The sequence below is a fragment of the Paenibacillus sp. IHBB 10380 genome (genome assembly GCF_000949425.1).
Taxonomy (GTDB): domain Bacteria; phylum Bacillota; class Bacilli; order Paenibacillales; family Paenibacillaceae; genus Paenibacillus_AQ.
Genome location: NZ_CP010976.1, coordinates 934,886 through 958,497, shown reverse-complemented (window position 1 = coordinate 958,497; position 23,612 = coordinate 934,886). Strand labels below are relative to the sequence as shown.

The 23,612-nt window shown below is 40.2% G+C and carries 31 protein-coding genes and 2 tRNA genes; 10 read left to right on the top strand and 23 right to left on the bottom strand.

The features are described 5' to 3' along the window. Positions 1-10 precede the first annotated feature (10 nt). The 3 genes from UB51_RS04215 to UB51_RS04205 form a co-directional block, all read right to left on the bottom strand. A complete protein-coding gene (locus tag UB51_RS04215) occupies positions 11-451 on the bottom strand; it encodes a CoA-binding protein (RefSeq protein WP_044876216.1) in 441 nt (146 codons plus the stop codon). A gap of 19 nt (positions 452-470) precedes the next feature. Continuing rightward, entirely contained in the window at positions 471-1,763 is a 1,293-nt protein-coding gene (gene aroA / locus UB51_RS04210) for a 3-phosphoshikimate 1-carboxyvinyltransferase (RefSeq protein ID WP_044876215.1), read from the bottom strand. A gap of 82 nt (positions 1,764-1,845) precedes the next feature. After that, positions 1,846-2,358, bottom strand: a complete 513-nt coding sequence (locus tag UB51_RS04205) for a shikimate kinase (protein ID WP_234405540.1) — start codon at positions 2,356-2,358, stop codon at positions 1,846-1,848. A 192-nt stretch (positions 2,359-2,550) separates the two neighbouring features. On the opposite strand from UB51_RS04205, the gene UB51_RS04200 reads away from it, so the two are divergent. Continuing rightward, entirely contained in the window at positions 2,551-2,874 is a 324-nt protein-coding gene (locus UB51_RS04200) for a hypothetical protein (RefSeq protein WP_044876214.1), read from the top strand. Between the two features lie 7 nt (positions 2,875-2,881). Here UB51_RS04200 and gndA read toward each other — a convergent pair whose 3' ends face one another. Together gndA and UB51_RS04190 are read right to left on the bottom strand one after the other, a co-directional pair. Continuing rightward, a complete protein-coding gene (gene gndA, locus UB51_RS04195) occupies positions 2,882-4,294 on the bottom strand; it encodes an NADP-dependent phosphogluconate dehydrogenase (protein ID WP_044876213.1) in 1,413 nt (470 codons plus the stop codon). Positions 4,295-4,474: 180 nt separating this feature from the next. Beyond that, a complete protein-coding gene (locus tag UB51_RS04190) occupies positions 4,475-5,071 on the bottom strand; it encodes a hypothetical protein (RefSeq protein WP_044876212.1) in 597 nt (198 codons plus the stop codon). A 288-nt stretch (positions 5,072-5,359) separates the two neighbouring features. On the opposite strand from UB51_RS04190, the gene UB51_RS04185 reads away from it, so the two are divergent. Then, entirely contained in the window at positions 5,360-5,986 is a 627-nt protein-coding gene (locus UB51_RS04185) for a YktB family protein (protein WP_044876211.1), read from the top strand. Here the strand turns inward: UB51_RS04185 and UB51_RS04180 are convergent. Beyond that, positions 5,983-7,281: an MFS transporter gene (locus tag UB51_RS04180; RefSeq protein WP_044876210.1), complete on the bottom strand. Its 1,299-nt coding sequence runs from the start codon at positions 7,279-7,281 to the stop codon at positions 5,983-5,985. The genes UB51_RS04185 and UB51_RS04180 overlap by 4 nt on opposite strands. Before the next feature lie 161 nt (positions 7,282-7,442). On the opposite strand from UB51_RS04180, the gene UB51_RS04175 reads away from it, so the two are divergent. Then, a complete protein-coding gene (locus tag UB51_RS04175) occupies positions 7,443-8,918 on the top strand; it encodes an aminotransferase class I/II-fold pyridoxal phosphate-dependent enzyme (protein ID WP_044876209.1) in 1,476 nt (491 codons plus the stop codon). Positions 8,919-9,061: 143 nt separating this feature from the next. On the opposite strand, the gene UB51_RS04170 is transcribed toward UB51_RS04175, so the two are convergent. The 3 genes from UB51_RS04170 to UB51_RS04160 form a co-directional block, all read right to left on the bottom strand. Further along, complete coding sequence (locus tag UB51_RS04170; RefSeq protein WP_044876208.1) at positions 9,062-9,379, bottom strand: DUF1292 domain-containing protein; 318 nt, start codon at positions 9,377-9,379, stop codon at positions 9,062-9,064. 127 nt (positions 9,380-9,506) lie between these two features. Beyond that, positions 9,507-10,061, bottom strand: coding sequence for a copper amine oxidase (locus UB51_RS04165; RefSeq protein ID WP_044876207.1), 555 nt, complete (start codon positions 10,059-10,061; stop codon positions 9,507-9,509). Positions 10,062-10,198: 137 nt separating this feature from the next. After that, a complete protein-coding gene (locus tag UB51_RS04160; protein ID WP_044876206.1) occupies positions 10,199-10,387 on the bottom strand; it encodes a hypothetical protein in 189 nt (62 codons plus the stop codon). Between the two features lie 157 nt (positions 10,388-10,544). Between UB51_RS04160 and UB51_RS04155 the strand changes: the two genes are divergently transcribed. Continuing rightward, on the top strand, positions 10,545-11,285 hold the full coding sequence (locus tag UB51_RS04155; RefSeq protein ID WP_044876205.1) for an MBL fold metallo-hydrolase: 741 nt from the start codon (positions 10,545-10,547) through the stop codon (positions 11,283-11,285). Between the two features lie 148 nt (positions 11,286-11,433). Here UB51_RS04155 and UB51_RS04150 read toward each other — a convergent pair whose 3' ends face one another. From UB51_RS04150 to UB51_RS04140, 3 genes are all read right to left on the bottom strand, one after another. Continuing rightward, the gene (locus UB51_RS04150; protein ID WP_044876204.1) at positions 11,434-11,673 is read right to left on the bottom strand and encodes a DUF3892 domain-containing protein; all 240 of its coding nucleotides are present in this window, start codon (positions 11,671-11,673) and stop codon (positions 11,434-11,436) included. A gap of 90 nt (positions 11,674-11,763) precedes the next feature. Further along, the gene (locus tag UB51_RS04145; RefSeq protein WP_044876203.1) at positions 11,764-12,207 is read right to left on the bottom strand and encodes a GNAT family N-acetyltransferase; all 444 of its coding nucleotides are present in this window, start codon (positions 12,205-12,207) and stop codon (positions 11,764-11,766) included. Positions 12,208-12,494: 287 nt separating this feature from the next. Continuing rightward, a complete protein-coding gene (locus UB51_RS04140; protein WP_044876202.1) occupies positions 12,495-12,734 on the bottom strand; it encodes a hypothetical protein in 240 nt (79 codons plus the stop codon). Positions 12,735-12,867: 133 nt separating this feature from the next. Between UB51_RS04140 and UB51_RS04135 the strand changes: the two genes are divergently transcribed. Next, positions 12,868-12,939, top strand: a tRNA-Val gene (locus UB51_RS04135). A 112-nt stretch (positions 12,940-13,051) separates the two neighbouring features. Here UB51_RS04135 and UB51_RS04130 read toward each other — a convergent pair. From UB51_RS04130 to UB51_RS04090, 8 genes are all read right to left on the bottom strand, one after another. After that, positions 13,052-14,242, bottom strand: coding sequence for a site-specific integrase (locus UB51_RS04130; RefSeq protein WP_044876201.1), 1,191 nt, complete (start codon positions 14,240-14,242; stop codon positions 13,052-13,054). A 19-nt stretch (positions 14,243-14,261) separates the two neighbouring features. Next, the gene (dinD, locus tag UB51_RS04125) at positions 14,262-15,116 is read right to left on the bottom strand and encodes a DNA damage-inducible protein D (RefSeq protein WP_044876200.1); all 855 of its coding nucleotides are present in this window, start codon (positions 15,114-15,116) and stop codon (positions 14,262-14,264) included. Positions 15,117-15,604: 488 nt separating this feature from the next. Further along, on the bottom strand, positions 15,605-16,162 hold the full coding sequence (locus tag UB51_RS04115) for a hypothetical protein (protein ID WP_044876198.1): 558 nt from the start codon (positions 16,160-16,162) through the stop codon (positions 15,605-15,607). Positions 16,163-16,186: 24 nt separating this feature from the next. Beyond that, positions 16,187-16,384, bottom strand: a complete 198-nt coding sequence (locus UB51_RS04110; RefSeq protein WP_144406952.1) for a hypothetical protein — start codon at positions 16,382-16,384, stop codon at positions 16,187-16,189. Between the two features lie 342 nt (positions 16,385-16,726). Further along, positions 16,727-16,924, bottom strand: coding sequence for a hypothetical protein (locus UB51_RS04105; RefSeq protein WP_044876196.1), 198 nt, complete (start codon positions 16,922-16,924; stop codon positions 16,727-16,729). Positions 16,925-16,993: 69 nt separating this feature from the next. After that, positions 16,994-17,064 (bottom strand) — tRNA-Trp (locus UB51_RS04100). 563 nt (positions 17,065-17,627) lie between these two features. Further along, the gene (locus tag UB51_RS04095) at positions 17,628-17,855 is read right to left on the bottom strand and encodes a hypothetical protein (protein WP_044876195.1); all 228 of its coding nucleotides are present in this window, start codon (positions 17,853-17,855) and stop codon (positions 17,628-17,630) included. Between the two features lie 187 nt (positions 17,856-18,042). Next, a complete protein-coding gene (locus tag UB51_RS04090) occupies positions 18,043-19,380 on the bottom strand; it encodes a hypothetical protein (protein WP_044876194.1) in 1,338 nt (445 codons plus the stop codon). 193 nt (positions 19,381-19,573) lie between these two features. Here UB51_RS04090 and UB51_RS04085 point away from each other — a divergent pair, with 193 nt between their 5' ends. The 4 genes from UB51_RS04085 (at position 19,574) to UB51_RS04070 (ending at position 22,165) form a co-directional block, all read left to right on the top strand. After that, positions 19,574-19,867: a hypothetical protein gene (locus tag UB51_RS04085; protein ID WP_052675751.1), complete on the top strand. Its 294-nt coding sequence runs from the start codon at positions 19,574-19,576 to the stop codon at positions 19,865-19,867. A gap of 226 nt (positions 19,868-20,093) precedes the next feature. Then, complete coding sequence (locus tag UB51_RS04080; RefSeq protein ID WP_044876193.1) at positions 20,094-20,303, top strand: hypothetical protein; 210 nt, start codon at positions 20,094-20,096, stop codon at positions 20,301-20,303. Positions 20,304-20,914: 611 nt separating this feature from the next. After that, a complete protein-coding gene (locus UB51_RS04075) occupies positions 20,915-21,268 on the top strand; it encodes a hypothetical protein (RefSeq protein ID WP_044876192.1) in 354 nt (117 codons plus the stop codon). Positions 21,269-21,625: 357 nt separating this feature from the next. Then, on the top strand, positions 21,626-22,165 hold the full coding sequence (locus tag UB51_RS04070) for a hypothetical protein (RefSeq protein ID WP_044876191.1): 540 nt from the start codon (positions 21,626-21,628) through the stop codon (positions 22,163-22,165). A gap of 104 nt (positions 22,166-22,269) precedes the next feature. Here UB51_RS04070 and UB51_RS04065 read toward each other — a convergent pair whose 3' ends face one another. Then, complete coding sequence (locus UB51_RS04065) at positions 22,270-22,551, bottom strand: LexA family transcriptional regulator (protein WP_199924984.1); 282 nt, start codon at positions 22,549-22,551, stop codon at positions 22,270-22,272. Then, the gene (locus UB51_RS04060; protein ID WP_044876190.1) at positions 22,551-22,751 is read right to left on the bottom strand and encodes a hypothetical protein; all 201 of its coding nucleotides are present in this window, start codon (positions 22,749-22,751) and stop codon (positions 22,551-22,553) included. The genes UB51_RS04065 and UB51_RS04060 overlap by 1 nt, the downstream gene beginning before the upstream one ends. 192 nt (positions 22,752-22,943) lie before the next feature. On the opposite strand from UB51_RS04060, the gene UB51_RS04055 reads away from it, so the two are divergent. Continuing rightward, positions 22,944-23,183, top strand: a complete 240-nt coding sequence (locus UB51_RS04055) for a glycine zipper domain-containing protein (protein WP_044876189.1) — start codon at positions 22,944-22,946, stop codon at positions 23,181-23,183. Positions 23,184-23,341: 158 nt separating this feature from the next. On the opposite strand, the gene UB51_RS27565 is transcribed toward UB51_RS04055, so the two are convergent. Continuing rightward, on the bottom strand, positions 23,342-23,533 hold the full coding sequence (locus UB51_RS27565) for a hypothetical protein (RefSeq protein ID WP_144406950.1): 192 nt from the start codon (positions 23,531-23,533) through the stop codon (positions 23,342-23,344). Positions 23,534-23,612: the final 79 nt, after the last annotated feature.

Genomic DNA, 23,612 nt, shown 5'->3' with positions numbered 1-23,612 from the left:
AACTGTCATTTTATTCTTTCTTACCACGATGACTTAGAGCTAATGAATCCTCTACCTTAATGCATCGATCCATTATAACGGCCAGGCCATTCTCTTCAGCGATCTTAGCTGCCTCATCACTTATGATACCTTGTTGTAACCAAAGTACCTTCGCCCCGATGTCTACGGCTTCTTGAGCCACTGCTGCGCAATATTCACTACGTCGAAATACATTAACAATGTCAACAGGCTCAGGAATATCCTTAAGCGATGAATAACAGACCTCACCGAGTATTTGCTTATCCTTAGCCACTGGATTGACAGGAATAATTCGATACCCTTTCAATTGCATTGCATAGGCAACCATATAAGAAGTGCGATCGGATTGATCAGATAACCCTACCACTGCAATATTGCCAGCCTTCTCTAGAATCACACCAATTTGTTCACGAGTCGGATTCGTAAATGACATCCTTCATCCCTCCTTTTTTCTATTGTACCCATTCTACCTTTGCGCCAAGCGCTCGAATATGATCGAAATACTGAGGGTAGGATTTAGCCACATGATGAGCATCCTTAATTATAATTGGGTTCTTAGAACGCAGTCCTACAATACTAAGAGCCATAATCACACGATGGTCGTAATGGGCGTTAATCTCTACGCCACCTTCAACACCTTCTGGACGACCATGTACAATAATTTCTGCTTGCCGTTCCTCCACATTAGCGCCTGCTTTACGAAGCTCATTTAAATAATCAGTAATTCGATCACACTCTTTGTACCGTAAGTTCTCTACATTATAGAAACGAGAGGTTCCTTCTGCGAACACTGCTGCGGCTACCATAGCTAGTACGGCATCTGTAGCAGCATCTCCATCGAACTCCACAGCCTTTAAGTGACCGTTCCCTTGGACACGTACAATATCGTTCTCATGGGTAAGCGGAACCTCCATCATCTTAAGCACATCGATAATGGCACGTTCTCCTTGTTTACTGTATACAGGTAACCGTTCGATCACGACATCAGATTGAGTGACGGCTGCCGCAGCAAGAACTGCCGCAGATCCAGGATAATCCCCTTGTACTGTATAGGTTTTCGCTTGATAGGACTGTCCTCCAGGCACTCGAAAATGCATGTAATCCTCGGACACATGAATCACGATTCCCGCTTGTTCAAGTACTTCAAGGGTCTGACCAATAACAACTTTAGATTTCAAATCATCCAACACTTCAATTTCGCTATCTTCAGCCAATAGCGGTGTTAGAAAGAGGAGTGCACTTAAATATTGAGAGCTCACAGCTCCTGATACGCTTATCTTACCACCCTTAGGTTGCCCGCCCCGGATCGTTATTGGTAATCGTCCGTTGTTGTGATCTACTTCAACTCCTAATAATCCCAGTGCTTCTATTAAATCATCATGAGGTCTCTTCCCCAAAGAATCAGGATATGTATTAACAAAAGTAACCTCCGGGCACAATGTGGCGATACCCATGAGGAAGCGTAATACAGCCCCTGCGTTACCTACATTAAGCTCCTTAATATCCTTGGGGTGTCTGCCAAACCCTGTGATTACAGCCTTCTCCTCGTCCTCTTCTAGAACGGCACCTAAATCCTGAATACAGCGTCTCATAGCATCGCTATCTTCACTATGTGCAGGATAATAGATCGTACTCGTTCCTTCGGCTAATGCAGCTACAAGCAAGTAGCGTGTTGTATAATTTTTGGAAGATAAAGCTCCAATGGTTCCCTTCAACTCCGGTGTCGGTCTAACGATAACGTCCATAGTGATATAGCTCCTCTTCAACAGTTATATAATATAATTCCAATCACGTATAAGATTAATACTTTGGGCTTTGGCAACAAGCTTAGACGCGGTAATGTGCTAAAATCAAAGATGCTACTTCTTCCACAGAATATTGCGATGTATCGACTGTGTAATCAGCAAATAAATACGCACTCTTCCGTTCTTCGAGTATGGCACGAATTCTGCTCTCCGGATTATCCGCGAGTAATGGTCTTACTCCATCCCCCTGTACACGTGCAACAATGTCATTCACTTCCGCGGTTAATGCTACGACCCATCCTTGGTTCTTCATAAGCTCACAATTCAAAGGATTAAGCACAGCTCCACCGCCTGTTGCAATCACCTGCTGTGTGCCTGTCAACACCTTCTGAAGCATGGATGTCTCTGCTTGTCGAAAGTAAGCTTCTCCATGATTAGCAAACATGCTAGCGATACTACATCCAACTTCTTGCTCTACAGCAGCATCTAGATCTACCAACTTATATCCAAGTTGCTCCCCTAGCAAGCAACCAACCGTAGATTTACCCGTCCCCATCATTCCGATTAGGATGATATTATCTTGGGATTGATTCAAAGTTTCACCCCTTAATCTAACGATCCTTTAGCTTTCATCATGATCTCATTGTCATATCATAACACAGCCCCAAAAGCTTCGACAATCATCCAAAAAAGTGATTCTATTATAGCTATCAATTCATATACTAAAGTAACTCAATATTTTAGTAGAGAGTTATTTGAATAGATAGAAAGGAGTGGACTATCTGAGATGTCACATATAGAATTCACACCCATAACTGGATTAAAGCGTATTGAACAGATCTATGACCCCAGTCATGTGCTTTGCCGTGACGACATGATTTGGGTGTTCCATTACATACAACAAAAAGTGGCTCAGGAAGACCCAGCACTGCTGGATCTCTCTAAGCCACGATTGTTACACAAATTCCAATGTTTTGGTGAGGTGACCCTACTGCTACTGAGCAGGTCTTGGCCAAATGATCTTGACCAAGAAAGAATGCGGTCATGCCTAATGGAAGTCATGCATGGCCTTGTCCCCTCTTGTGGTTCACAACCTGAACCACCCATTTAAGATTTGACTATTCTTGCATCCAATTGTAGTGGAAAGATCCTTCTTTATCTACACGTTGGAAGGTATGAGCACCAAAGTAATCGCGTTGTGCTTGAAGCAAGTTGGCAGGCAATCTTTCTGTACGATAGCTGTCAAAGTATGCAAGAGCACTTGCGAACCCAGGTACCGGGATACCTCTTGTTACAGCAGTAGCAATCGTTTGACGCCAAGCCCCTTGATATTTACTTACAACATCATTGAAGAATGGATCTAGTAGTAAGTTTTTAAGCGCTGGATTGTTCTCATAAGCATCGGTAATGTTTTGTAGGAAACGGGAACGAATGATACATCCGCCACGCCAGATCTTGGCAAGTTCACCATATTTCAAGTCCCAGCCATATTCGTCAGAAGCGACACGAAGCTGCGCAAATCCTTGAGCATACGATACGATTTTACTTGCAAACAGAGCCTTGCGAATACTCTCAATGAACTCTGCCTTGTCACCTTGGAAAGGTTCTACTACAGGACCATTCAATATTTTGCTCGCTTCTATACGCTCTGTCTTCATAGCAGAAAGAAAACGTGAGAAGACGGATTCAGTGATCATAGATAAAGGCACACCTAGATCAAGTGAGCTTTGGCTTGTCCATTTACCTGTTCCTTTTTGACCCGCAGCATCCAAGATAACATCCACCATTGGTTTACTAGTCTCTGCATCATATTTAGAGAAAATATCAGCTGTGATCTCGATGAGGTAGCTATCCAATTCCCCTTTGTTCCATTCCGTGAAGATTTCATGTAGTTCTTCTGCATTTAGGTGTAATACATCCTTCAACAGATGATAAGCTTCACCTATTAATTGCATATCTCCATACTCGATGCCGTTATGCACCATTTTGACATAGTGTCCTGCACCGTCTGGTCCAATATATGTACTACAAGGTTCGCCGTCTATTTTAGCAGAAATGGCTGTAAGAATGGGTTGAACCAACTCATAAGCACTTTTTTGACCCCCAGGCATGATCGAAGGACCCTTCAATGCTCCTTCTTCCCCACCAGAAACGCCAGCCCCAATGAAACGGAATCCTTTGTTTTCAAGTTCTTTACTACGACGTTGTGTATCTGGGAAGTATGCGTTACCTCCGTCGATGATGATGTCACCTTGATCAAGATAGGGTAACAATTGTTCAATCGTTGCATCGGTTGCTTTACCTGCTTGGACCATGATTAGAATTTTGCGTGGCACTTCAAGTGATTCCACAAATTCCTCAACGGAAAAAGCCCCAATCAAATTCTTGCCTTCTGCTTCTTTGAGAAGGTCATTCGTTTTCTCAGGAGAGCGATTGTATACTGAAACTGTAAAGCCTTTGCTTTCAATATTCAAAGCCAAATTTTTGCCCATTACAGCAAGTCCAATGACACCTATCTGTTGTTTAGCCATCTGGTTTCTTCATCCTTTGCTCCATTTATTTTTAATTATTTATATAGAATACTACTATATTAACGTGTTTACGAGTAGAAGTGAACCCCTGCTGCTAATTCCTCTCATGAATAAACACCCCGCTTTCGATTTCGAGGTGTTTAACTCAAGAGATTCTTCTATTGTAAACCAAAGTCTTTCTCACCATTCAAGCATCATCAATTCACGGCTGATTAGACTAAGCTGATCTTTACACTGCTGGATCATTTCTGTATCCTTATTTTCCATCGCTTGGTACAACTTTTCTAGCTCATCGTCCATTTCAACCTGCCGTAACTTAAGGCGTAAATCCCCTTCATTGGAATGATACATTCCAGCCATCTCTTGTTCTGTTACAAGAGGGGCTTTCTGAAATAGAACTCTTTGCTGATAACCGGAAATCTCGACTAACTGAATTACTTCACCGAACAATATATTCTCGATGAGAATTTGTCGATCTTTAAATCGTTTTACCACTGCATGCCCACGCGTATTTTCAATCAATTTCTCCATCCAATCCGCAAGCCGAGCATCACGAATAATATAATCTCCAACCATCTTGTAACCACTACGTGTTCTCACAAAGCGTAACTTAACCAATTTACGTCCTGTTCTTACCGAAACAATGAATAGAGCTTCATTCTCACTCCAATAAAGGGAGTAGCCCTCTTGAATCAATTCTTTGATTAAGTCTTGAATATGCCGTCTTTTAAATCTAAGTTCCAGATTGCTGTATTCCACTTCATAGCTCTTATTCACGGCACTCCCCCCCTAAGACTTGGTTGATATCATAAGAATAACGACTGATTTAGAGATATAACACGTCCTACTGAGATCTAATTCGCTTACTATTTATTTTATACTTTATCCTATGTAAGTGTAACTTGGTTTATTGACTATTTTTACCCTTTTCTATGCCTTTGCAAACCTGTCCTTTCAAAATTAGGTGCATTTTATCCAAGATGAGTGCTTGGACAAGTCTATGATATAATGAAGAAAAGACAAAAAAGCGTTACAATTTGCAACGCATGAATAGGAGATATAGATATGTCATTCACTGGATTTAACCAACAAGACTTTGATGTCTTTCAAGTACCAGGGCTAGAACAACGAATGGAAGCCTTGATAGCCAATGTTCGACCTAAACTTGAGATACTTGGAGGGGAGATTTCTCCTTTTCTATCTGCACTCTGTGGCGAAGAAATGTATCAACATGTCGCCAAACATGCGCGGCGTACAGTTAATCCACCTAACGATACATGGGTAGCTTGGGCCGCTAATAAAAGAGGATATAAGGCACTCCCACATTTCCAAGTTGGGATGTTCTCATCACATCTGTTTATTATTTTTGCAGTGATTTATGAAAGCTCTAATAAAGCCGTATTCGGCAAAAATTTAGCAGATGATACGAACAAATTCAAAAAAATAATTCCTAACCATTACTATTGGTCCATGGATCATATGGAACCACAGGGCAAACTAAACGGAGACACATCAACGGAAGAGTTACAGGCGATGGCAATTAAATTATCAACCATTAAAAAATCCGAAATTTTATGTGGTCTGCGTATCTCGAACGACGATGCTATTCTGAGCAATGGTGACCAACTTATATCTCTCATCCAGTCTACGTTCGAGAACCTGCTTCCACTTTACAAACAATCCTTTTCTTAGTGGGCTGCATTTGTTTGTTTCTTAGTCAACACCCAATGCGTGATGAACAGTAAGCCCATGACGACACTACTTGTGATGAATGGGGCAGCATGCCCCATTACATCCCACATTCTCCCCGATACAATCGGACCTACAACCATCCCAGATCCTTGCAAGGTCAAGAAGAATCCCCACACCGCACCTCTCTCACCTTTAGGTACCAAATGCGATATAAACGTGTTCCATGCAGGTAGAATAAACGCATAACTAATACCGATCAAGGCGACAAATACAAATACAAGAGGCAATGATCGAACCATGGAAAAGATTGCGATAGAAACAGTAGCTAGGATAAAACCAGCGTGTAGAAAAGGAGTGGTCCCAAATCGATCTACAAGCTTACCACACGGTATAAGAGCAACAACCGTAATTCCCCCACCCGCAATTAACAGAATACTGTACATATTAGGGCTAAAGTGTAGATCGTTCTGTACGTACAACGTAATGACAGGTGTCAACAATCCAATGACAAATGATTGCATAAATAAAGCGGGATAAACAAGCCAGCTGACTTTCAAGGTGTGCTTCACTTCATGCAAAGTTTTCTTAACACTGTTCACAAGCTTTAATATCTTGAACGCTACATAAGCCAGTACATTACGATGTACGATTTCCTCCTCCTGAATATGTGGTACAACACTATGAACACGTCCAGGAAGCAACAATGCAACGAGAACTAACAAGACACCACAGCCAATTAAAGACAAGAAAGCCGTGTGATAGTTAGAACCTGTATGTTGCATCAAGAAATTCATCACAACAGGTCCCGCACCAATACCTGCAAGTGAAGCCATTTCAAGCGCCCCAATCGCTGTACCGTTACTGTTATTCGGACCCGATATTTCTGTTGCACCTGTCATTGCGCAGGGCCAAAGAGGGGATGTTCCGATTCCTAAGATTAAACAAGCTATGGCAAGCCAGAGGGGCGCAGATGAGAATGCTATAATTGCAACAGCAATCACCGTAAGTAACAGCGCTCCTGACAACGTCTTACGAAAGCCCAAACGTTCAGAAATCCAGCCTGAAGGGCTGCGAAACAGGTTGTCCCCTACATATTGCAGTGAGAAAGCTATCCCTATACTCCAAGCGGTTAATCCAAGTGAATTCTTCATGTACACGGGTAGTAACGTCACGAGTAATGAGCCTTTTAGAAATTCTACCAAGAAGATAATAATCATCAATTGGATGAAAAAAGGAGATCTCAATCGTCGTCTGACGACCGTTGCGTCTTCATTATGCTGCGTTTCTTGCGTCATATTTATCTCATCCCTTTCTAATCTGAAGATCTATTATATAAATTACCCATATTACGAATAAATTTCACATCCTAAATAGATTAAACTAAAACTTGCATTCCCCCCCTAATTTGCTATACTCATGTTTGTATTTCAACTAAAGAAAGGTTGTGACATCACACATGGATCATAGTTCCACGCCGCTTTTTACTGCACTCAAAAAACATGCGGACAGCAATCCCGTTCAATTTCATATCCCTGGACATAAAAAAGGTAGAGGTGCAGATAAGGAATTCCGGGATTTCATAGGCGATAATGCCCTTTCTATAGATCTAATCAATATTTCGCCACTTGATGATTTACATCAACCTACAGGTGTCATTGAAGAAGCACAGACCCTAGCAGCGGATGCATTCGGAGCGGACTATACCTATTTTAGTGTACAAGGTACAAGCGGTGCAATCATGACCATGATTCTATCCATGTGTTCTCCTGGTGATAAGATCATTGTTCCACGTAATGCACATAAATCAATCATGTCAGGCATCATATTTGCGGGAGCTAAACCTGTATTTGTCTCTCCAGCACATGATTTGAACCTAGGGATCGACCATGGCATTACCACCAGTTCTGTCAGAAGAGCGCTTGATCGTCATCCTGATGCGAAAGCTGTCCTTGTGATCAATCCAACATACTATGGCGTATGTGCAGACCTTAAGGAAATTGTGGAGCTAGCTCATAGCCGTAACGTTCCTGTACTTGTTGATGAGGCGCACGGCGTACTTATTCACTTCCATGAAGATCTTCCGATGTCCGCGATGGAAGCTGGCGCCGATATGGCTGCTACTAGTGTGCACAAATTAGGAGGATCGTTGACACAAAGCTCTGTCCTTAATCTGAATGTGAAGAATGGATTCGTGAAACCCCATCGTGTTCAGACCATCATTAGCATGCTAACAACGACGTCAACTTCTTACATCCTTCTAGCCTCACTTGATACTTCAAGACGCAATTTGGCGTTGCATGGACATGATATTGCGCAAAAGGCTATTGATCTGGCACAGTATGCGCGGACAGAAATCAACCAAATTGACGGTCTCTACTGTTTCGGGGCTGAAATCTTGGGTGGAGAAGCGACTCATAACTATGATCCCACAAAACTATCTATTCATGTTCGTCATTTAGGAATTACAGGGTACGAGACTGAGAACTGGCTACGTGAGCATTACAACTTGGAAGTTGAACTGAGTGACATGTACAATATCCTTTGTCTAGTTACACCCGGTGATGAGCAAGATACAATAGATATCTTATTGAGTGCCTTGCGTAAAATGTCCTCAACTTATTATCAAGTGAACCCAGCTCATGAACTCGTTATCAAAATCCCAGAAACACCACAGCTTTCTCTCATACCTAGAGATGCCTTTTATGCAGATACTGAAGTCATTCCATTCAAGGAATCGGCAGGCCGGATAATCGCAGAATTTATATATGTATACCCACCAGGAATCCCTATTCTACTGCCCGGTGAAGTCATTTCCCAAGATAACATTGATTACATCATTGATCATGTTGAAGTAGGCCTTCCCGTTAAGGGACCTGAAGACCGTTATATCCACAATGTTAAAGTCATTGTAGAGACAGACGCTATATTCTAACATCATCTAAGGGTAGACGACTACGTCGTTCCAAAGGACGATATTCGATTACCGATGAAATATTTATCTAATATTTGGCCACAAAAAGAAGCACTGTATATACAGTGCTTCTTTTCATATAATATCTTGGGTTAGAATGTCATCTATTCCTGCTGTGCTACAAGCACATTATATACTTCTTCAACAGACTTCCATTCTTCTTCGTCTTCAATATTATAAAGCGCCATTTCCTCGTTCTCTTCTTCCATTCGCAGGATGATGCCATCCGCTTCAGGGTTCTCACGTTCTAGCAGCAGAGCATAGACCTTCTCGCCTACATCAAAAGTCTCTACAAGAACCATTTCCACGTCATTGCCTTGCTCATCTGTCAACGTTATGACAAACTCTTCATGCTCATGGCCTTGCTCATGATCATGTCCGCAACCGCATCCATCGCCGTGTTCATGTGTGTGATCACTCATTTGAAAACCTCACTTCTGGTTGGATTATCATACGTTTGTTATCGTAACATGGAAGACTGTGGAGGTCAATTTGGAACTGCACCTAGTTCTATTGGCCCCTCAGCTCCCCACTACACATTCTCTAGCATCAATTCAAAGCTGTAATAATTTTCTGAGTGACCAGTTGGTATTCAGCATTCTTAGATACCTTTATGTAGAAGCCTATGGTGTACTTTCCAGTCGTTTTGAAATCGTAAGTAAAATCATATGTTCTGAACCAAAAGTTATCCTTCTGATCACTACTTAAATCCTGAGATTGAATATCTAACATGTTACCCGCGGGGTCCGTAATAGCCACCTTCACGCTAGCTATATTCGTTGTTAATCCATCTACTTGAGAGAACACGCTGAACTTGAGCTTCCCCTTATTCACATTCCCAAATACAGTATCCCCTTTGAAAAGGAAAATATGTACGTTAGGCTTCAAGAATTTCACTTCATTATTCTCTGAACTCCAATTCACAACCCCATTAAATTCACGAACTGGCACATAAGTTTTACCATTAATCATATATCCGCCATCTTGAACCTCTTGGCCATTAACCCACAAGCCAACCTTCTGTGAAACCGAATCAGCAAACAAAAGTGATCCGCCCATCAAAGAAAGTACAAGTGTGCTTATCATAATTTTCTTCCATCTCATTATTGATCCCCCCTTCCATTCATGTTGTCATTATTTATACTACAAGTTAAATCGCAAGTTGCGGTGTTAATGGTATTCATTAGAAAAAAACCTGCATAAATCGTCCAGCAGGCTTTATGATCTCATCTTTTATGAACTTATTTTGTAAGAATGCAAGGTATTCCTTTACCAACTGTACCTGGAATTCTCATTCGCGCGGCATATTCCATGCCTGCAGGGCAAGGTGTTTTACATACTTCGCATACATCCGAAGTCACGATTTTCATCCCTCTTCTCGCCTTTTCTCCTTTAGGTTGAACAGGCTTCTTCCCCTTAGCTTTAACCATACGTGATTCCTCATTTCCTTATCTGATGCCTCTCTCCATTGTATGAGAAATGGATCAGTTGGGAACTCTGATGTCATACCATTCTGGAATAATGTACCTGTTATGCCCCCCTTATCTAATGGTATATTGAATACAAATGTTAAGGAGGTTACACCGTTTGAGCATACAACTACAGATGTTGGGAACAGGCAGTGCTTTTGCCAGACGTTATTTCAACAACAACGCTCTAATTTACGATAAAGAGTTCACATTGTTAATTGATTGTGGTGTAACTGCACCGATAGCTTTGCACCAATTAAACGTTTCCTTTGACGATATCGATGCTGTATTAATCACCCATATCCACGCAGATCATGTCGGTGGACTTGAAGAACTAGCCTTCACTATGAAATTTAAACATAAGCGCAAAATGATTCTATATATTGCTGACACACTCATCGACATTCTATGGGAACACACCTTAAAGGGTGGATTATACCAAAAAGGTGAAATTATGACGCTGGAGGATATCTTCATAATCATCCCCCTCTCCCCCGGTCAAGCACAGTTCATATCTGATCAGATCCATGTTGAAATTTTACCTACAGAACATATCCCTGGTAAAATGAGTTACTCACTCTATCTGAATGAACATATCTTCTATAGTGCTGATATGAAATTTAATCCTTCATTACTGGCTTATTTAGTACACGAGAGATCCTGTGATGTCATCCTTCATGACTGCCAATTAACAGGATCAGGTGAAGTACATTCAACACTACAAGAGTTATTAACACTTCCTGAGGACATCCAACGGATCATCTATCTAATGCATTATGGAGACAATAAAGACGAGTTTATAGATGCAACAGGCTCGATGACTTTTTTAGAGCAGCAACGTATTTATGAATATGAATAATACAGAAACAAGGATAACCAACATCATCGTCCCAAAAGAATGGCATTCGGTTACCGATGAAATATAGATGGAAATTTATACTTTCTGATATTAAAAAAGCAGCTTCAAGTACCCATAAGGTACTTTGAAGCTGCTTGTTCATGCAAATTTATTCAAAACGAGGAAGTTGGTCCAAATTATTGGTAGGGTCTCCATCCGCGTCTCCACGAATATATAACTCGCCATCCCTACCTTTAAATAAATTAACACCGGCGATATTCCCCGCATTTACTTCTTCTTTAGCCTGATTATAATCCAGCACACGACCAGAGGAAGTCCGAAAAGCGGTCAAATCTCCATCGCCATTTTTCTGTACAGCAACGAATTGCTCACGTTCTACATTTCCCATAGAATCACTCCTCTTTAGTCCATGTAATACCTTTATTTCAAAGGTTATATCTATGGTTCCCATATAGAAGTAATTCCATGCAACAAAAAACTATAAAGCTTTCTTCATCCGTACATGGAGAATACCAGCATCATCAAATGGTTCTTCTGAGATAACTTCATAACCTTGTTTACGATAAAACGTTTCCGCCTGACACTGAGCATCGAGCAGCGAATAATGCATACCCAATTCCCGTGCCAAGTTCTCCATAGCCATCAACAATACTCTTCCAAAACCCTTTGTCCGATAATCACGATCTACAGCAATCCTTTGCATCTTCGCCGTATCATCATCATAATATATCAACCGTCCTGTAGCGACATATTCACCATCATCTTGGATAAGAATGTGATGTACATCTGGACTAATCTTGTCATATTCATCAATCTCTATTTCCACCGGTACTTGTTGCTCGACTACGAATACCTTCTTCCGAATATCTAGACCATATTGGAGCTGGTCCTCAGTCTTTACATGGATAATCTCTGCAGCCATTATCTATCCTCTCCTTCTCTCTAATGTTGAGACCCAATTGTCGTCCGACTATTATACAAAAAAAATAATTTCCTGTATAGTTGAGTAAAATTCGATAAACTCATTCAGAGAAGGAGCTAACATCATTATGGGCATGGGTGTGACTATTTTCCTTGGTGTCGTGATGACCATAGTACTCATCTTCTCTTTCTTTTACGTCACCCAAAAGGGTTATTCACGTAAATGGGATGAAGAAGAATAATAGATCAAGGGCCACCATAAACAAATGGCGGCCCTTGATCTATTATTTATGGAAGAGAAATTTCATCTGTAGAGTAAACCTCTTCTATGACCGAATCTGAGTATACTTCTTCCATCACAGGCGTATTATGCGAATCTAACCTTTCTAACTCAACAGTTGTTGATTGTTCCTGCTCCAAAGAGCATCCGCTAAGCATAATAACGATAACGACACTTACCACCAGACACCAGCTCTTATTCGTCGGCATACCATCACCACTTCCTTTGCGAATGGATATACCAAGCATTGTAGACTCTTTTACCCATGTTTAAACCTATAGATTGCTAGAATCACGCTTATTGACCCAAAAGTATTGACACCTGCTATAAGGGCTGATATGATAGAAAAAGTCTTTGGAAAACAAGATAATTACATATTATGATCTGTTAGCTCAGCGGGAGAGCACTATCTTGACAGGGTAGGGGTCACTGGTTCGAATCCAGTACAGATCATCACTGAAAACCCTTGTGTATCAAGGGTTTTTGTTATTTCATAGGTTAAATACAGTCCTCAAATAAGGCTCCAAAATGCCCATCTGGTGCCGAACTGGTGCCCTTTATTCAACTAAAGCGAATTAACTTCCTTACTGGTGCCATTTGGTGCCGCAAAAAACATCTCTCCGAATGCTTCCGCAGTCTCCTGCTGCATATGCGGTGTAATATGTGAATATCGATCGAGCATCTTTATACTGGACCACCCCATTCTCTCCGCAATCCTCTTGCTATTCTCATTCATCTTCAGCAACATGACCACATGTGTATGTCGGAGATCATGAAAACGAATCTTCTTCAAAAGCTCCACCTGCTCACCATTCTCTATACGTTTAGTGATAGCTACATTGATCTTCTTGATAATTCTATAGAATGATCGGTTCAAGTTTCTCGGTGATACTGGCGTTCCTAACTCAGTACAAATAAGCAGATCATTATCCTCATATATATCCCTATTCAACATCTTCCTTTCTTTAACCCTGTGACCCAACTCCCCCAGCTCTGCAGCTGTAACCTTATCAATTCCAATAGCTCGGATCCCTGATGCAGACTTTGCCCCTGGCTCTATGTCCTTTCCATTGTGATTAAGGATTTGACGTACAGAGATTGTCCTATTTTTTGTGTCGCTGTCTTGAATCCTTAAACCTAGTATTTCCCCCTGTCTCATTCCGGCTGTTATAGCTAGCAAGAAGGCGCAATATAACGGATCCACCTTCGCCGCCTCCAAAAACATATGAGATTCTGTATCTGTCCAGTAAAGCATCTCTTTGAGAGTGGCAATAGGACGATCCACCACAGCAGCTGGATTCTTAATGATCATATCCCAACCGGCAGCCTTCTTCAAACTTTCATTAATTAGCGTGTGGACCTTCTGCAAGTTCTCTCCTGAGAGTCGTCCAGATTCAATGATATCGTTGTACAGATTCTGTATATGCCGGGGCGTGATACTGCCGAGCTGCAGATCACCCAGCGTAGGAAGAATGTGATTTTTGATCAAAGCAGTATAAGTATCTAACGTACCCTGCTTGACTCTGGCTTTCTTATCACGGAGAAAGTCCTGCATAAAGTCACGATAGAGTGTCTTAGAAGCATCCAGATTAAGGCCTTGTCCTAATTCATTTAATAGAGCCCTTTCTGCTTCTGTAGCATCTTGCTTTCGTTTGAATCCACGACGCTTGATTCGCTTGCGTTCACTTCCTTTACCTACCTCAATAGTAAAATACCACGGATTAACCTTTACGTTCTTATCTTTGATCACTGCCATAATATACGCCACCTTATAGTTATTTGTTGGATGAGTCTTTATCTCCAGATGACAGATCTAACTGACCTCGCTGCAATCTCCTTTCAACTTTCTTAACATCTTCATGTGTCGGTAAATCCTCTGGCATAGTGCCGCCTAGTTCACGGATCGTCTGCCGTACCTTGACGCCTACATCGAAGTGAGCCTGGTTTGCTTCTTCTTTTCCTTGGATGTTCTCTCTACGTATTTTCTCTTCGGTTTGAGTAGCGCGGAAAAGGTTAGCTGCCAACTCGGTACTGCCCATATGATCGAGAATCCTCTGACTCTTCTTCAATCCTTTATGATTGTGAATTCCTTTAGCATCCAAGTCGCCGTACAGACCTTTGTACCCGTGATTCTGGAACACAGCAAAATCAATGGTCGTTAATACTCCTGCTTGGTAAGCAGCATCAGCCAACTGAATGTTATGCTTCCGCAATTCATCACGCAGCATGATACGCCGTTCATCTTCTGTGGCCTGCTCAAATACCTCCTGCTTGCGAGTTTGAACTGCAAAATAGGTCTGGCCCAGAGCTACAATCTCCTTTGCTGGATCAGCGTTTTGAATGATGAGATAACATGCGTACCGAGAAAGGCGGTAGTCTCGAATAGATCGTTTTGCACCGGAGCCAATCTCAACCATTTCGTTGGACTTAACAAAATGGTTTTCCACTTCTTGTCCGCTGTTCATACAGGCAGTTTGTGCCTTCATAATTGTCTTTTCAAGGTTTCGAAAGTCAGTATAATCCAATATCTTAGCTAAGCTACGAGCTGTCCAATACTCATTTGCGTTCTCATCCACCTGCCGCACTTCTTCAAACGGTGATACATGTCCATCAATTGGCTTGTCTGTCATAGTTAATCCTCTCCCTTGAATCTCCATTGTGGAGAAATATGAATCCATTATTTATGTTTGGATAAGTGCCTAAGCTTCCTTGAATTAGAACCTTTGATAACCGATCAAGAGTAGTCGCCAGCATACGCAGTTTGGAAGATGCTCCCTCCGCTTTCAATGAATACGTAAACGCGAAGAAACAAAGAAAATACCTTCAGTTGTTAAGGGACACAAACGCTCTCTTTGAACAAAAACGCATAGAACTCCTCTACTGGCAAGATATTACGGAGAAAATGGGTATAAACTTAACCGACATTGAGGGAATTGAGAAGTTAGTGATCGATAATACAAAGCTCTCTGATCTATTTCCGGAGTTGTTATTCAGTGATACGAGCGATGATAAGAATAGTGACAAACAGAAAAAAATCCTTAAGTATTGATTCTATATTTGGCTAAGCATAACTAAGTAATGTATTTGTTCATTGCCCTGCTGACTTTGGTCGGTGGGGCTATTTTTGTTGAGATAATAGAAAACCGATAACATGAGTGGAAGAGTAAGCGCTATATGATTGAACATTAATTGACAGACGAATATTCTCATTAACAAATTTTTCTTTCAGATTTTGTATGATTTCTGTGTTATAGATAATAAACGCAATAGTGGTTTGCTTGCCTTTTTGCTCGTATTGAGAGATAGAAATGTAATCACTTTTATTGATTGTTATAATTGAATTCAGCGATCCCATATCATTTGGAGAGAGCATTATCTGATTATAATTATGGTATACGGGGTAAGTTGATGAAAAACATTCTGTAAACCTCTTTCTGTGCTTCTCAATTTTTCGTTCAATATCGATTTGATTAATTAAAAATAAATTTGTTTGCTCTATTTGAGTAGATAAGCGGATGATATAACTATCAAGGTATGCTTCGAAATGTTTCCTTTCTTCTTCATGCTGTCTCAATACATTATTAAATGCTTTGGCCGTAGCTTTGTTCTTCATTTTTGAATCCACGTACTCAGTTACTCCTCTTGCAAGCATTCTATTATAAGTGTGCTTCCACATACTGCACCACCTCACTTAGTAGGTTTAATGAACCGGATTTCCAATCATCGAAACATGTTCTATATCCTCGTAAGGAACCCATGTAGGACCTTCTGACGATTGAATCTTAGCATGTTTAGGATCGGTGGACACTTCTGCTACTCCTGTTATGATTTCGTCGTCATGAAGCTTTACAGTTACCCTCTGACCATTCGCAACTGCTATATGTAGTTCTTCCTTCACGTTCATAAAATCCCTTCGGTCTTTTATTCAATATCTTATTCTTCTTTCACTTCAAAACACCTGCTAAGGGTAATAATTAATAAGAAAGAGCCTTAGAATCACATCCGAGGCTCCTTTTTTCCAGCATGGTGAATAAAATAACCAATGCATAATACTTGTACATGCTGATATGCGCTTCTTTTAACTTAGTTTACGCTCTATTGCGCGTCTATGTTGGATATTGGATGCTGCTGATTAACTAATGTCGGCTGGCTCTGGTTCAAGTCCAGACTCCCGCTCTGAGAGATAAAACAGAGCAAAAGCAGGGGAATTACCCCTGCTTTTCACATTTTAATTATCCTCCTATAATGTACCATCTGGCGCTTTAATAGCCCTGATCACTTCTTTATACAGTGAAACAACGGCCGCATTGCTCAACTGTTGTAAATGGTTAGCGCCGACAGCCGCATTGTTGCTACCCATTCCGGAGAGCGTTTGACCTCTCGCTGTCATAGCCGCCTGGACAATTTCATCTGCAATTTCTTCATGTGTTTTTGGCATATCCTTCACCTCCCTCAACATCACAATTCGACATCAAAGGAAAACTTCCACTTATTACCACATAATCAACAAAGGCTGATGGAATTGAACCACCGACTACGGTTTTGGAGACCGTTATGTTTCTACTACACTAAACCCTCTCATAGGCGCGCCTTCCAGCATTTAACCGTCAAGCTCTATTATTAAACCAAAAGAGAACAGTTATCCCGCATTCTCTACCCTTGCGGCTATTACGCCGTCAAACAGGTACATGATTGTGTCGGGTGCTGCTCTCTTCTTGATTCCTATGGATTCAGGATCTCATACAAACTACCCAACCTCAGCGGTCTTCGTATTTGCCTAAAGATATAAAAATCTCCCTCCTATCTGGTGCCGAATCTGGTGCCGAAAATTGAAAAACGGCACTAAAAACGAACAAAAGCGAACAAATATACGAACACAAAAAAACCTTATGCAGCAATGGTTTCACTAGAGTAGCAACAACCAACAACGTGAATTTTCACTCTTGACAGGATTCGAACCTGCACATACCATTAGGTCATAATATAAATTAGAGTGATCTTAACCGCATTCTTAACGCTGTATCTAAACAGTGGCATTCAGGTCAATCAGGTATTCTTTTACGAACATTTGCTGTTTGGCTGTCAATGCCATCGTTATCAGCTCCTTTATGTAAAATAGAAAAAAGCACCCGTTAAGGTACTTATCTCGATTCCCATATATGACTGGCAATATAATATGATATTGCTCCTGCAGCTAAACATATTTTAATCGCCACTATTTTTAATAGTTCAGCCAATCTATCTGGAAGCGAATTAAGGACTGAGCGTACCGCAGCGAACGCCACCAAAATTGCAATGATAGCTATAATAAATGGTACTGCCACATTCGAAATCATTTCCCAATCAAACATCTCTACTTTCCAATCCATAATATCTGCCTCCCAGCATCACAATTCGACATCAGGAAGGATTTACCTTCTTTACACACTGCTTCTTCTGCTTACCACAATACTGTTTAGTGCCTATCCACTCACCCCATACACATCTAACACACTTCTCAGGTTGTATGTATATCGGTTCATCTATTGTAGGTTTCGTAGTGAAGCTCCTCCACGATTAATTAGTCTCTCTAATTATAGGTGGCATGTGTAATACAAAATTATACCTTTTCCCCACTTTTTCACGAACATATTTTTCAAATTTATTTCTATCGGGGTTATTCAACCCTAAAACGATTCCTTTAGCTTCCGCCACAAGTTCGTTTAGCTTGACTTGGACATAGGTTTGGTTTCTTTTGTCCAACAAATATCCGTGGTTATGCTCCACTTCTTCATCTAATATACTAATTCCTACACTCCAAGCTCCAATCTTCTTTTTTAATTCATCTCGAAACACATAAGGTGAATTAGTTCCATATATTGAACTTAATTTTGAAATATTGTTATCCGAAAACGCAGCATTCGTGTTATGCCCCATAATTCTCTCACCAAAATTCGAGAAAAATTTATCGAATTTTAAGATCAACTCCAATTTTGAAGGTTCCTTTTTTATTATAAATCCATCGTTATCATAATCAATTTCAATTATTTCGAAGCTTGTTGATTTAAAGAGTCCAGAAATTAGGTCCGAGCTCTTTTCTACAAAGCTGCTCTCCCATATGCATGAAATTGTCTCTTTTGTTATAACTCCGTTTTGTTTGAGCGTTTTCATAGTCTTATGATCACGCCGATTTTCTAGCCAAGTCATAATTCTTTTTGTAGCAATGAATTGATTTTCACGATTATGAAGTTGATTTTCATCGAATGTACGTATATATTCTATCTCCTTGTTTAGAATATCTTCCATTTCATCAAGAATTGCTTCATCTGCTTCTCTTCTCAGAAATGTATTATGCAATTCCCGAAGTTTTGCCCCTTGAAATAAATAGGGTTCTTCTAGATGTGTAGGCAATACAATATCATATTTCACTACTTTGTTTAACCAATTATCAATTCTATTTTGTATACCGGGAAATCGTTGATTAATCAACCCTCTTCTTCTTCTTATTTCCTTTGCCTTTCTAAATAATTGCCCTCTGGAGTTACCTTCATGTAAAAAGTCGATGTCAACATAATCTTCCACACAGTCTCCACCAACATTTAACTTATTCCCATTAAGTCTATTTTGGATGTAGTAGATATACCTATTTTCCCTACCGCAAAGACCACAGGCTCGCCTTCCATCTCCTAAGTCTTCGACAGGATGTAATACCGATTCATCACCCTTCCATTCATCACCGCATTGTTTTAGTATATATGGAACTACAAATTGAAAATCTGTTTTGTGTTCGTCTGGAACCTCATTAATTAATAGAGACCATTTTGATTCAAGTAAAACCTTTAACCACATATAGTCCTCAATTACTTGACTATTAATAATGAGATTTCTTTCCTTCTTCGAGATACGATTTGTCAAAATAACACCCCTATTGGATTATTTTGTATTACCATTTTTGAATATACTATATGTTGTAGATTTATGACAGATAAAAACCTATCCCACAAGGAATAGGCTATTTGCTTTGTTGTCTTTTATTTTCACTTCTGCTCTATCCAACATTGTCTGAGCTGCACCACGGCTGATATCCATTTCCTGTGCGACTACCTATTTGGCGATCACCTTAAAGATCAAAAACCTTACCGAGTTAGGTAAAACAGCCGACAAATTAGCGGACGTTAAAATTAAATATGACAACAAGTATGAGTACAATACCTTTAAAGTTCTTGAAGAGGGTAGTGGTGAGGATTTTACTTACGCCAATATATCAAGTATTGAGCCTTTAAAGACAGGCACCCTACTCTATTTAGCTGAGATTCCCAAGGAAATAGTAACAACAGATAAGAAGCCCTTAAATGCAGAGATAGAAATAAATGGGGAAACCTACGAGTACAAAATACGATAGGCATTGCAAATCTTCATTTACACGATATCCCAAATGAATTATTGATGTTACATTTATGTGAGCGACGTCCATTGCTAGTTTTTGAAGGTTAGTTTAGTTATGTTAGTGATTAAGCTAACGGGCTGGTTAAAGCAACTTTTCAACGACTAAAAGCGTTATATCCAAGGGACTCATATATAATGTCGTGTAGGAAGAATAAATGATACATAGATATGGAGGAATAGTTATGGAGACGAAGGAAGAAAATTTCTCGAATGATAGCACCATGGAATCAATCAAAAGTTTAACTGAACAAGATGCGAAGACTTTCTTGAACCTTATATATGCTGTTTTGAAAGATAACATGATCCCGAGCGAAAAATTGATTTCACATGTATTATCCATTTTCGAGGAAAAAATACCGAGAGTGGTTAAAGCAAGACAGAATAATAATTAATCATCAAGCAGTTATAAGACGCTGGGCAGAAAAAACATCTGAATATAAATAACGGCTTAATGATGTGGTAGATAATATTCTTACGCTAACGGGACACTATAGCACAATACATAAGGGTTGCCGAGAGGTGGCCCTTTGTTAAGCTAACGGGCAGTTTAATGCAATGAATATTTACTTACAATGGATTAATATGGAATAATAATGAGAACGTAGGTTCTTTAGTGATCATTGTTAAAACTATAGAAAGACAAGGTTTTGTAAGTTATTCAAGAGGGAAGTAACTGCGCTTTCCGCTGGTAAAAGAAGTTGAAGAAGCATTTCATCATGTAGATGGAGTGCCTCTTTTTTGAAAATTTAAGAAAGTTTCACCATCTTTATATATTTCTAGACAAACGGCTTTGTTTTCTCTGTAAGCGAAGGACGGCGCAGCCCTTGTATATCCTGAGAATTAAGAGTAAAGAAGGGTAATTGACTGAAACTTAGGAATTAAGATACTTTAATTAGCAATGAAATGTAAGTAGAATAGTATAGGAGCAAAAAAGTAAACATCGTCGATTAATTGTACATGGGAACATTAGTTCTGATACACTGAGAAAAAGGAGAAATGTAGCATGGGAGTTTCTGTTTATTACACTTGTATGAGAAACTATAACCTTACCAACAGTGAGGAGCAAGAGATAACGGCCATCATTGATAAATACAATGCGGGTTTTGAAATGAAGGATATTGGAGAAACATTTTGTGTTTATGACTATGATCAGGATGAACCAACAGTGATCTTTGCAGGTTCAACAAAGCTACCCTTTTCAGATGATTTTGAAGATACATTGCATGCGCTGTTTTATTGGTTGACCTGTTTGACGGATATTAGAAGAAGTATTTCTAATGGGGATTGGCATGTGCATCTAGATGATACGGATGCCATTTGGGATGAGGAAACGGGTTGGCAAATGCCAGAAGATTAGTACTCGTATCCCCAACAAAGTAATGTAGGGATCTTATTTAAGTGCATGTGCGAGGCAAATCGAAAATGCGCCAATTACTCACTGAATTAGGTAGGGGAGATACTGTTTTCTTCAGCTGACTGTTACTGAGCTAACGGATACGATAGTGCAATGAAGAGACCACAAAGGCATAACGCCAATGTGATCTTATTTAATGCAGTATCTGAGTAGTCCGTTCTATGCGTTCAATATCCTCGTAGGGCACCCACACAAATGCTTTTCACGTCGCGATATTTTCTTAGTTCTGAAAGAGCTATCCCTACATTTTTTTGGTAGACATATCAAAATAGTTTAGAAAATAAAGGAGGGTACCACTTATTGAAGAAAGCTATTATATTTTCTCTAATGTTAACGTTCGTACTTTTAGCAGGGTGTAACAACAACTCAAATAACGTGTTAACGAATGAGACTGCAACCACTCCCCAAGTCGAAGGAACGCAAACTCCAGTGGAAAAATCCGAGCCAACCGTTGAACCTGAAAAGGAAAAAGAACTAACACCTGGGGAGAAATTATCTATTGAATACGTAAATACTTACCTGAATGGAACTGATCTTGATGCGAAGAAGAAGTTTGTCGATGAAAAAGTTCACCCTGACACTAAACAAATACTTGAGTTTACCATTTCGATGGTCACCGAAAAAAATAAGATGTTTTTAAATCCGAGAGTGGTTGAAACAACTGACTATGAAAGTGCTGGTAAAAAAGGGACCTTAACTCTCATGCGAGGTGACGGAGACAAAGAATTTATCGCTTTGATAATGGATGATAAATTTGGGTGGGGGTTTATCTCAACGGAAACAGATGAGCAAATGAAACAATCCTTTGATGAAGTTCGCACTAAATTTAAGGATAAATAATCATGAACATTAAGGAAGAATTACATATAGCTGCAAAACGAAGTCAGAGGGTAACTTAAAGCAAGACCACATCGGAGATAATCCCTTGTGGTCTTCTTTGACTTTCAATGTTCCACCCAATAATTGGTGTTGTCCTTTGATGCCAGAGGAGTTGCAGGTTTACTCTTCTCTCTCTCCCATCCTTCTATAATCTGAATTGAACTCATTGAAGCTTTGTCTTCCCAAAAGATGTAGTTCAGACTCTCCAACTCGTTCAGACTTTCCCGTACGCTGTTCATATTCCTGCCTGTCAGTCGTTCCAAATCTCCCATGGTCGGAATTACATTGTGCCGCCTACAATAGTTATATAGCACCCTTAATAGCTTACGCTCCGCATCAGCTAGCATTAGACTGCCTCCCGTACTGCTGTTCTTGGAGCTTGCCATGCCAATATGTTATCGATACGGAATGTGCGTGGTGATCCAGTCATTAGACAGGTAGCTCTAATCAATCCGTTATGGATACTATTCACTTCAATACGCCGCTGCGTGATTTTTCCTGATTGATACATGATTTCGATGATTTTCTCAAGATACTTCACTGGCATGTTATTCACTCCTAATAAGAACGTTTGTTTGTATTATGTACGAACTAATGTTCTTAAGTCAATGTGAATAATATCCGCATCTACATTCCCGTGGATTTATAATTAAGAATCCTTTCAGACTGGTTAGGGCAAGATATATTTTGGGACTGCACCATAAGGAGCAGCATTCATAAAACGAGGGAGTGAGATTAGATGACTAAAAATAATGACAACAATCGAAAAGATGGTTCTGACCGTAACACGACCAATACGGATGGCTTTGGCGCTGGAGAAACTGTAGGAACCGCGGGTGGTGGTGCTGTGGGCGCTGTCGTGGGTTCCGCTTTGGGTCCTGTTGGAACCGTCGTAGGTGGCATCGTAGGCGCTTCGTTGGGCAATAAAGTGGCTAAAGCTACTGAAGATAACGACAACGACACACACCGAACAGAATAAACAGATACTAGACATCTACTAGTGAGGAAAAGCAGGGCGCAGGGGAAACCCCGTGCCCTCGATTACTTGTTAGTTTAGAAACTTCACTGAAGCCAGCTTGTTTATTTTAATGAGCATTATCCACTAATCTACCCGTCATTAATCAGTTATTTTTAGGGCTACGAAAGCGCGACACTATGCTGACTGCGAGTCCAAGAATTATACCAATAGCTACGAACAAGTAATGAGTTAGTGTACTCAAATCGGATGAGATAATTACCAACAGGACGAACAGAACCAAGATTACGGAAGCGGAGGCCCTCTGCCGTAACCTCCAGCAATTTCTCCCGTAGTAATTCCTCTATTTTCAATTGAGTACACCTTACTATATGTGAAAATATAAAATAAAGATTGAGTTTAATGGCAAGGGAAATTTATCATTCCCAAATA